7 protein-coding genes and 1 pseudogene are annotated in these 7,860 nt (G+C 59.2%); 4 read left to right on the top strand and 4 right to left on the bottom strand.

The window, feature by feature from the left end; genetic code table 11:
• From ACTIEN_RS21415 to ACTIEN_RS21400, 4 genes are all read right to left on the bottom strand, one after another.
• Positions 1-1,043: M24 family metallopeptidase (locus tag ACTIEN_RS21415; RefSeq protein ID WP_439525179.1), on the bottom strand; the 1,043-nt coding region annotated here is incomplete at its 3' end.
• A gap of 26 nt (positions 1,044-1,069) precedes the next feature.
• Positions 1,070-2,476: a M20 family metallopeptidase gene (locus ACTIEN_RS21410; protein ID WP_439525178.1), complete on the bottom strand. Its 1,407-nt coding sequence runs from the start codon at positions 2,474-2,476 to the stop codon at positions 1,070-1,072.
• Positions 2,477-2,549: 73 nt separating this feature from the next.
• On the bottom strand, positions 2,550-3,209 hold the full coding sequence (locus ACTIEN_RS21405; protein WP_439525177.1) for a cysteine hydrolase family protein: 660 nt from the start codon (positions 3,207-3,209) through the stop codon (positions 2,550-2,552).
• The gene (locus ACTIEN_RS21400; RefSeq protein ID WP_439525176.1) at positions 3,206-3,943 is read right to left on the bottom strand and encodes an N-formylglutamate amidohydrolase; all 738 of its coding nucleotides are present in this window, start codon (positions 3,941-3,943) and stop codon (positions 3,206-3,208) included. Before ACTIEN_RS21400 ends, ACTIEN_RS21405 begins: the two co-directional genes overlap by 4 nt.
• Positions 3,944-4,021: 78 nt before the next feature.
• On the opposite strand from ACTIEN_RS21400, the gene ACTIEN_RS21395 reads away from it, so the two are divergent.
• The 4 genes and pseudogenes from ACTIEN_RS21395 to ACTIEN_RS21380 form a co-directional block, all read left to right on the top strand.
• Positions 4,022-5,323: a glutamine synthetase family protein gene (locus ACTIEN_RS21395; RefSeq protein ID WP_439525175.1), complete on the top strand. Its 1,302-nt coding sequence runs from the start codon at positions 4,022-4,024 to the stop codon at positions 5,321-5,323.
• Between the two features lie 79 nt (positions 5,324-5,402).
• Positions 5,403-6,587: an ABC transporter substrate-binding protein gene (locus tag ACTIEN_RS21390; RefSeq protein ID WP_439525174.1), complete on the top strand. Its 1,185-nt coding sequence runs from the start codon at positions 5,403-5,405 to the stop codon at positions 6,585-6,587.
• A complete protein-coding gene (locus ACTIEN_RS21385) occupies positions 6,550-7,638 on the top strand; it encodes an ABC transporter ATP-binding protein (RefSeq protein WP_439525173.1) in 1,089 nt (362 codons plus the stop codon). The genes ACTIEN_RS21390 and ACTIEN_RS21385 overlap by 38 nt, the downstream gene beginning before the upstream one ends.
• Positions 7,635-7,860, top strand: a pseudogene (locus ACTIEN_RS21380) (hypothetical protein); the annotation flags it as partial. The gene ACTIEN_RS21385 and the pseudogene ACTIEN_RS21380, both read left to right, overlap by 4 nt.

The raw sequence follows: 7,860 nt of genomic DNA, 5'->3' as shown, positions 1-7,860 counted from the left end.
GGGCCGTCTTTCCGCCGGATCCCGATTTCTACTCGGCGTTTTCCAACACGACCGGGGATGTAGATCCCCGGCTCGATGGAAAAGACCATGCCTTCACGCAGTTCTGTCTGTGACGACGAGGTCAGATAGGGCGGCTCGTGGATCTCGAGACCCAGCCCATGCCCTGTGCGATGCACGAAATATTTGCCATACCCGGCATCGGCAATCACACCGCGCGCGGCGTCATCAACGACATGCGCTGCAACCCCGGCGCGCGCGGCGTCCATTGCCGCAACAAGCGCCGCCTCGACGATGGCATGGACCTCTTCGTACCCTTCAGGCGGTTGTCCAACCGCAGCCATGCGGGTCATGTCGCTGGGATAACCGCCATACCCGGCACCGATGTCGAAAACGATGCTGTCACCTTCCTCGATAACCCGATCACCCGTGGAATGATGCGGGAACGCCCCATTGGGACCGCTGGCGCAGAGCGCAAAAGCCACGTCCGCGCCCTGTTCGGAAAAGCTGTCGCGAATGGCAGCGGCGACCTGTTTCTCGGTCAGGCCCGGTTTCAACGCGGCAAACCCGGCCTGCATGGCCTTGTCGTTGACCAGCGCAGACGCTTTGAGCGCGGCGTATTCCTCGGAGTCCTTGGTCATGCGCAACTTGCCAACAAGGTCGGACGCCAGACCACGTTTCGCATCGGGCAGAGCATCAAGCAGTTCGAGCGAAAAATCGGTCCGCATGGTTTCATCTAGACAAAGGCTCGACACATCGCCAAAGCCGCGCAGCGCATCCCGCAGAACGGCGGTTGGCCCATCTTCGTCCTGCCATTTGCGCAGCGGCAATCCGGCATTTGCACCAGCCTGTTCGGCATTGACCGACGGCACGACGAAGATTGCGTCGTCCCGCCCGATCAGCGCCAGCGTCAAACGTTCATCCGGGTGTGGATGCCAGCCCAAGGCCCATTGCATATGCGCCCCCGGTCCCAGCGCCACAAGGTCGACACCCTGTGCGGACATTTCTGTGCGGATCGCATCAAGCTTCCGGTTCGGTTGGGTCATTCGTCACATCCTTCTTGCGCGCTGAATTAGGGTACGCGGGGTTCGGCGTCGGGAGTCAGCGGGCTTTCATAAGGGTCTTTGGAAAGCCGCGTCTTGAAATCCGCCTTTGCGGCAGCAAGATGCTTGGGATCCGTGAAAAGGTCCACTGCGGTCCCCGCAATCGCCTTGGACACTTGTACCATTGCCTTGTGCGCCGCGTCGCTCTTGCCTTGCGCCACGACCTGCCAAGTATGCAGCGGAGTGCCAATCGCCATCGTGCCACCACTGACCTGTGCAAAGGGCACGGTCCAACTGATATCACCAAGGTCGGTCGATCCCAGCATTGGCACGCCGCGAGTCTCGTAGGGCACGACAAAATCACAGAGCGGCGCATCGGTCCGCTCCAACCCGGTGGCCTGATACGTTGCATCAATATCGGCGTCAGACAGGGTGGCTTGGATCTTTTTGGCATAGTCCCGGTCCGCGTCCGAAAATTGCGCGGCACCGACACGTTCGAAATGCGTTTGCATCAGCTTGTAGAGCGGCGGATTGTCCAGCATCTCGGACATGGCCGAAATGAAATGCGACCGCATCGTCGTGCCGGTCATCAATGCGGCTCCTTCGGCGACCTTTGTCACGCGGTCCAGCACCGACTGCATGTCCCGGCGTTTCAGCGACCGCACCGAATACCGCACGGTTGCGCGTTCCTGAACCACGTTGGGGGCTTGTCCGCCGGAATCAAGAACAGCGTAATGAATTCGGGCATCCTGTGGAACGTGTTCCCGCAGATAATTCACGCCAACATTCATCAACTCGACAGCATCCAGCGCGCTGCGACCCAGATGGGGCGACACGGCGGCGTGGGCGGTTCGGCCCTTGAAATGAAAGTCGATCATGGCAACCGCCAAGGTCAATGGCGGGATGATTCCGTTGAAACTCATCGGATGCCAGGACAGGGCCGCGTCGACATCATCGAACACACCGCCCCGTACCATGAACGTCTTGGCCGCTCCACCTTCTTCGGCTGGGCAACCGTAGTAGCGGACAGTTCCTGGCAGATCGTTGGCGGCCAGGTAATCCTTGACCGCCGTTGCCGCCATCATCGCACCTGCGCCAAGCAAATTGTGCCCGCAGCCATGCCCGCTGCCACCCGGTTCCACGGGATCGTGCGCATCCGAACCGGCCCGCTGGCTCAAACCAGGCAAGGCATCGTACTCACCGAGAATCGCAATGACCGGCCCGCCTTGACCGGCCTCACCCATGACCGCAGTGTCTATACCGGCCAGCCCGGTTTCGACTCGAAACCCTTCGGATTCCAGCAAGGCGCGATGTGCCTCGGCCGAGCGATGTTCCTTGTAGAGAAGTTCGGGTGTTCCCCAGACCGTGTCCGCCAATTCCATGAATCGGGACTTCTTGTCTTCGATCATATCCCAAAGGGGATCGTCATTCCGCATGAAGGCCTTTCCGTTGCACTGCATGGCACTCTAAGTTTCACTAGGCGAACAGTTGTTCACAAAATGGCGCATGTCAACCAGATGACACTTCCTGAACAAATTGGTCTGTTGTCACTTGGCGGCAATAGCCCTGAATCGCGCTGAGCGACGCTGCGTGACGTTCTGGAGTGTAAGTTGCGCAAGCATCCGTAATCAACGTCACCAGGTAACCCAGATCGCAGGCATCACGTACCGCGCTTTCCACGCATTGATCCGTCAAGACGCCAGAGATCACAAGTTGCGCAACACCCAGATTCCGCAAGACGTAGTCGATATGGGTCGATACAAATACCGATGACGACGACTTGGGTAAGACGATCTCGTCATCCTGCGGTGCAATCCCGTCGATGACCTTGGCATCGAACGACCCCTTGGGCACGTTGAACCCGGTTATCTTGTAGTCCAGGCTGCGATCTCGGCCATCAAGCGTCAGACTTTCGATTGTCGTGTACATTACTTCAAGCCCGGCAAGACGCGCGGCACCTTGCACTGCCTGCATGTTGGGCAGGACGTCACGGTTGAACCGGTCGATAAACGGAAGATACTTCACGATCCTGTCAACCTCTGTCGCTTCGATCACCTCTCCGCCTTCGGGGTGAAGGCAGAAGTTCTGGACATCGATGAACAGCACCGCCGCGCGGTCTGGCTGAACAGGCAGATCTCGGCTGGTTGTCGACAGGAAAGGTGATGTCATGGTTTGAATTCCTTAAGCGCGTTGGCCAGCGCGGTGGCCACCCGAGATACCCCGGTCCGATCCGAGATCAAGTCATTGCGGATTTCAATCAAGGCATGAGGCAATGATTGCGCTTCGCCATGAACCGGGATGGTGTAATCCGATGCATCCTCGATTTCATATGGAGTGTTTTCGGCAACCGGATCGTCGATCAATCGGGGAAGGCTGTGCATCAGGTGCCTGAACAGCGGATTGCCGTCGCGCGCAAGTACGCCGATCCCGCAGGTTCGCGACATCTCATCACTTCGACGGTGCGACGTGAAACTGTGGATGCTGACCAATGCCATCTTTCCCGCAAGTGTTGCGGCCAGTGCGGCATGGAAAGGCTGATGGATTTCGTCCCATCTGGCTGTCACGTCATCGTCGGACAAACCAACATTTCCAGGCACCTCGCGCGTATCGGTCAGAGCAGGTGCCAAATCCGGCGCGTGGTGCGGCCGGTTGCTGTCGATGACCAGCCGAGAATACCTTTGCGCAACATAGGGCGCGTCCAGCAACCGCGAAACCGCGATCGTCACGTCAAGCGCGCCGGGGTCCCAACCGATATGGTCGCGCAGATCCTCAGGCGCCAAACCCAGATCGCCAAGTACCACGGGAATTTCCAGGCCCGCGTGTTCGCAACTCAGCATGATACCTACGCTGTCTTGATTGCCGCCCCGCAGAACAGGGGATGGATCGACAGTTTGCAAAAGCACGACGTCCCTCACTTGCAATACGCGAACAGATGTTCACAATCTGATCTAATCAGCAAGATGCCTTTTTTGGAGTCCTCCATGCCCGAACCCCTTGTCATGGCCTGCCTGAGCGACGTTGCCGGACAGGTGCGCGGAAAAGGTTTTGCCCTGGCGGACCTGGACAAGAGATGCCGATCAGGCGTCGGCTGGACGCCGACCAATGTCCAGATAACCTGCTTTGACGGCATTGCACCCTCGCCTTATGGATCTGAAGGCGATTTGATCCTGTGGCCGGATTCCGACGCTCTGTTCCAGGCGGAGATTCCCGGCGCACCAACGCTCCGTATGATTCTGGGCGATGTCGCCGACCGCACCGGCGTACCGTGGACCTGCTGTCTGCGAAGCCACTTGCGGTCGGCCATCGAACGACTGGAAGCTGCAAGTGGACTCGAGGCGCGGGTCGCGTTCGAGCATGAATTCACGTTGATCGGGCTGGAAGCGGGATCAGCTTTTTCGCTGTTGGGGTTTCATGCAGTACAAGGCTTTTCCGAAGCCTTGATCTCGTCTTTGCAGCAAGCTGGAATGGAACCCGACAGCTTTCTTCGCGAATACGGCCCGTCACAGTTCGAAGTCACGCTTGCCCCGAAACCCGCACTTCGGGCGGCCGACGAGGCCATCGCGCTGCGTGAAATCACCCGCGCCGTAGCCCGGTCTTTTGGGTATCGGGCAAGCTTTGCACCGATACTGGACGCCAACAGCGTCGGCAACGGTGTGCATGTCCACTTGAGCCTCTGGCGCAAAGATGGACAACCCGCAATGTATGCGCCTGACGGCGTTGCGGGGTTGTCGCGAGAGGCAAGTGCAGCAGCAGCAGGAATTCTGCGACACATGCCGGATTTCGCCGCGTTCACCGCCCCCACTGCTGTCAGTTTCATCCGGTTGCAACCACACAGATGGAGCGCGGCGTTCGCCAATCTGGCCATTCAGGACCGCGAGGCCGGGTTGCGGATTTGTCCGGTCAACACAACGGATCCCGACCGCATCGCACAACAGTACCACTACGAATATCGGGCTGCGGATTCGGCTGCATCGCCTTGGCTGGTTCTGTCTTGCCTGCTGCACGCCGCAGCGTCCGGTCTGGAAGAAAAATTGGTCTGCCCAAACCCAAGTTCCGGCGATCTGTCTGTGCTCTCCGAAAGCGAGCTGGCGGCAACAGGAATATCTCCCCTGCCCCGCACCCCCCAAGCGGCGCTGGAGCGACTCGGGTCGTCCGCGGTTGTGTCAGGCTGGTTTCCCGAAGGCTTCATCCCGATCTACATCGACCACAAGCTGCATGAGTTTGCGGCATCGCAGGGTCAGAGCCCGGAAGAAGCGATGCAAAGCTACGCAACGGTTTATTGATACGCGGCGCATTTGGTGAATCACTTGATCTTGCACGCTATGCGGTCAATAGTTCGGCATACGAACAAGGAGGACGAAAATGACTGCTTCCAGATTGCTTCACCAGATGGCCGCCTCGAACCCGTTGCGATCCGGCCCAAATCGGCGCGATGTGCTGGGTGGGCTTGCCGCCAGCGTCGCCGCGTCTGCCGGCCTTCCGAAGATGGCGCGTGCGCAGGACGATGCGCTGGCCCTGCTGACATGGGATGCCTATGCCGACCCGCGCCTGCTCGAGATGTGGCGCGAACAGACCGGCACACCGATCCGATACGAGATCCACATCTCGGACCCGACATCGGTCAACCGGCTGCGGGCAGGCGAAACCAATGTCTGGGATTTCGTCAATCTCAACAATCCCTGGGCACGGGAAATCCTGTGGCCCGAAAACCTGATCTACGACCTGCCGCGCGACCGGTTCGAGCCGCTCTACGCGCAGATGTTCGAAAAATTCGCCATGCCTTATGAGTGGGCGCTTTCGAAGGACGGAAACAACCTGCTGGGTGTTGTCCAGCGGTTTGAAACCTTTGATTTCGTGGTCAATTCAGACGTGATCTCGCCCGAGATGGCCAAGGATGAAGGTTGGGATCTGTTCAACAACCCTGATTTCGCCAACCGCTACGGCATCCTTGCCTACGAGGACTGGAACGTCATGGACATCTGCATGGGTGCAGGAATCCATCCGTTCAAACCCAAGACCGAGGCCGATTTCGCCAAGTTCGAGGAAACCGCGCGGCGCTGGATCAACAATGCCCGCCTGATCACCACGGACTTTGTCCAGCTCAACCTCGCGATGCTGAACGGCGAGATCGACCTTTACTTCACCGGCGGCACCTACACGGCCTCGTCCGCGCGGGCCGAGGGCGCAACCAACATCTATGCGATCACGCCGAATTCCGGCCCGGCCGATGGCAAGGGCGGGATCAACTGGATCGAGCTGAACTCTGCCGTTGCCAATCCGAACCGCAAGGAAGCCGCCTTCGATTTCCTTGAATGGATCGCCACGCCGGACGCCGCCGAGATCATCGCCCGTGGCAATGGAAACCTTCAGCCGGTCAGCCAGATGGCGCAGGACGAGGTGCTCTCGCGCTTCAGCGCCGAAGAACTGGACGCCATTCAGTGGGATGAATTCGACCAGCGTATCGCCAATGCGGTCGAGTTCGACATCGTCCCGGATTACGATCGGCTCTATGACATCTATTCGGCCGCCATTCGTGATCGCGGCTGATCCACGGATGACCAAGACCGCCGAACCGGCGCAAACACAATCCGCGCTCAGCCTGATCGGGCTGAGCCGCCATTTCGGGACATTCAAGGCTCTGGACTCGATCTCGCTTGAGATCGAGGAAGGAGAGTTCTTCACCATTGTCGGCCCGTCCGGGTCCGGCAAGACCACGATGTTGCGCATTCTCGCCGGTCTGGATCGGCCAACCCAAGGCAGCCTGTTGCTGCGCGGCACCGACATCACCGACATGCCTGCGAACCAACGCCCCACAGCGATGGTGTTTCAGTCGCTGGCCCTGTTCGATCACCGCAGCGTCGGGGAAAACGTGGAGTTCGCGCTCAAGATGCGCGGTATGCCCAAGCCGGAGCGACGCGAAAAAGCGTTCGAACTGCTGGATCTCGTGCATCTTGGCCGCGACTATTACAACCGCGCCGTCACGCAATGCTCTGGCGGCGAACGACAGCGGGTCGCGCTGGCCCGGGCGCTGGCCTCGGACCCCGAGATCCTGTTTTTCGACGAACCTCTTTCGGCGCTCGACTACCGCCTGCGCAAGACACTCGAGGTGGAACTGCGCGAATTGCAGCGGCGCACCGGGCGCACCTTTGTTTACATCACTCACAGCCTGGAAGAGGCGATGGTCATGTCGGACCGCATCGGCATCATGCGCGAGGGCAAGCTGGTGCAGATCGGAACACCGGCCGAGATCTACGGCCAACCCAAAGACCGCTTTGTCGCCCGCTTCATGGGTGAGGTGAATATCTTCGAAGTCGCGGACCATCGGCTTGTCGATTTCGATGCTTCAGTTTCAACTGTAAAAGACGGCTTCCTGATCGTGCGGCCTGAAATGTTGCACCCCGCCGATGCCAAAGATCCGGATGTGCATTTCGACGCCACCATTGCCGAGGTCTTCCGCCTTGGGTCGCGCGTTCAGCTTCATCTGGAAACCGCCGCTGGCCTGCTGGTGTCCGAACAGCCGGCCTCCTGTCAGCTCAAGCCGAACGATGCGGTGCGGTTCGGGTTCGACCCCGATCAGACACATAGCGTGCCCGAATGACCCAACAGAAGCTTGGACTCCTTTTCATGGCTCCGGTTGCCGTGTTCCTGTTGATCGGGTTCGTGTCTCCGATCCTGATTGTCGGCTGGTACAGCCTGATGGAGCCGCGAAGTTTCGATCTGAACACGGTGTTCACGATTGCGAATTACCGATCCGCCTTTTCCGATGGCTACGGCCTGCCGTTCTTCTGGTCGCTAGGCTTTGCGGCGGTGACAACGCTCA

This window comes from Marivita sp. (assembly GCF_051859345.1).
Lineage (GTDB): Bacteria > Pseudomonadota > Alphaproteobacteria > Rhodobacterales > Rhodobacteraceae > Marivita.
Note: the sequence above shows the minus strand (reverse complement) of the source record. Positions and strands in the feature narration are given on the sequence as shown.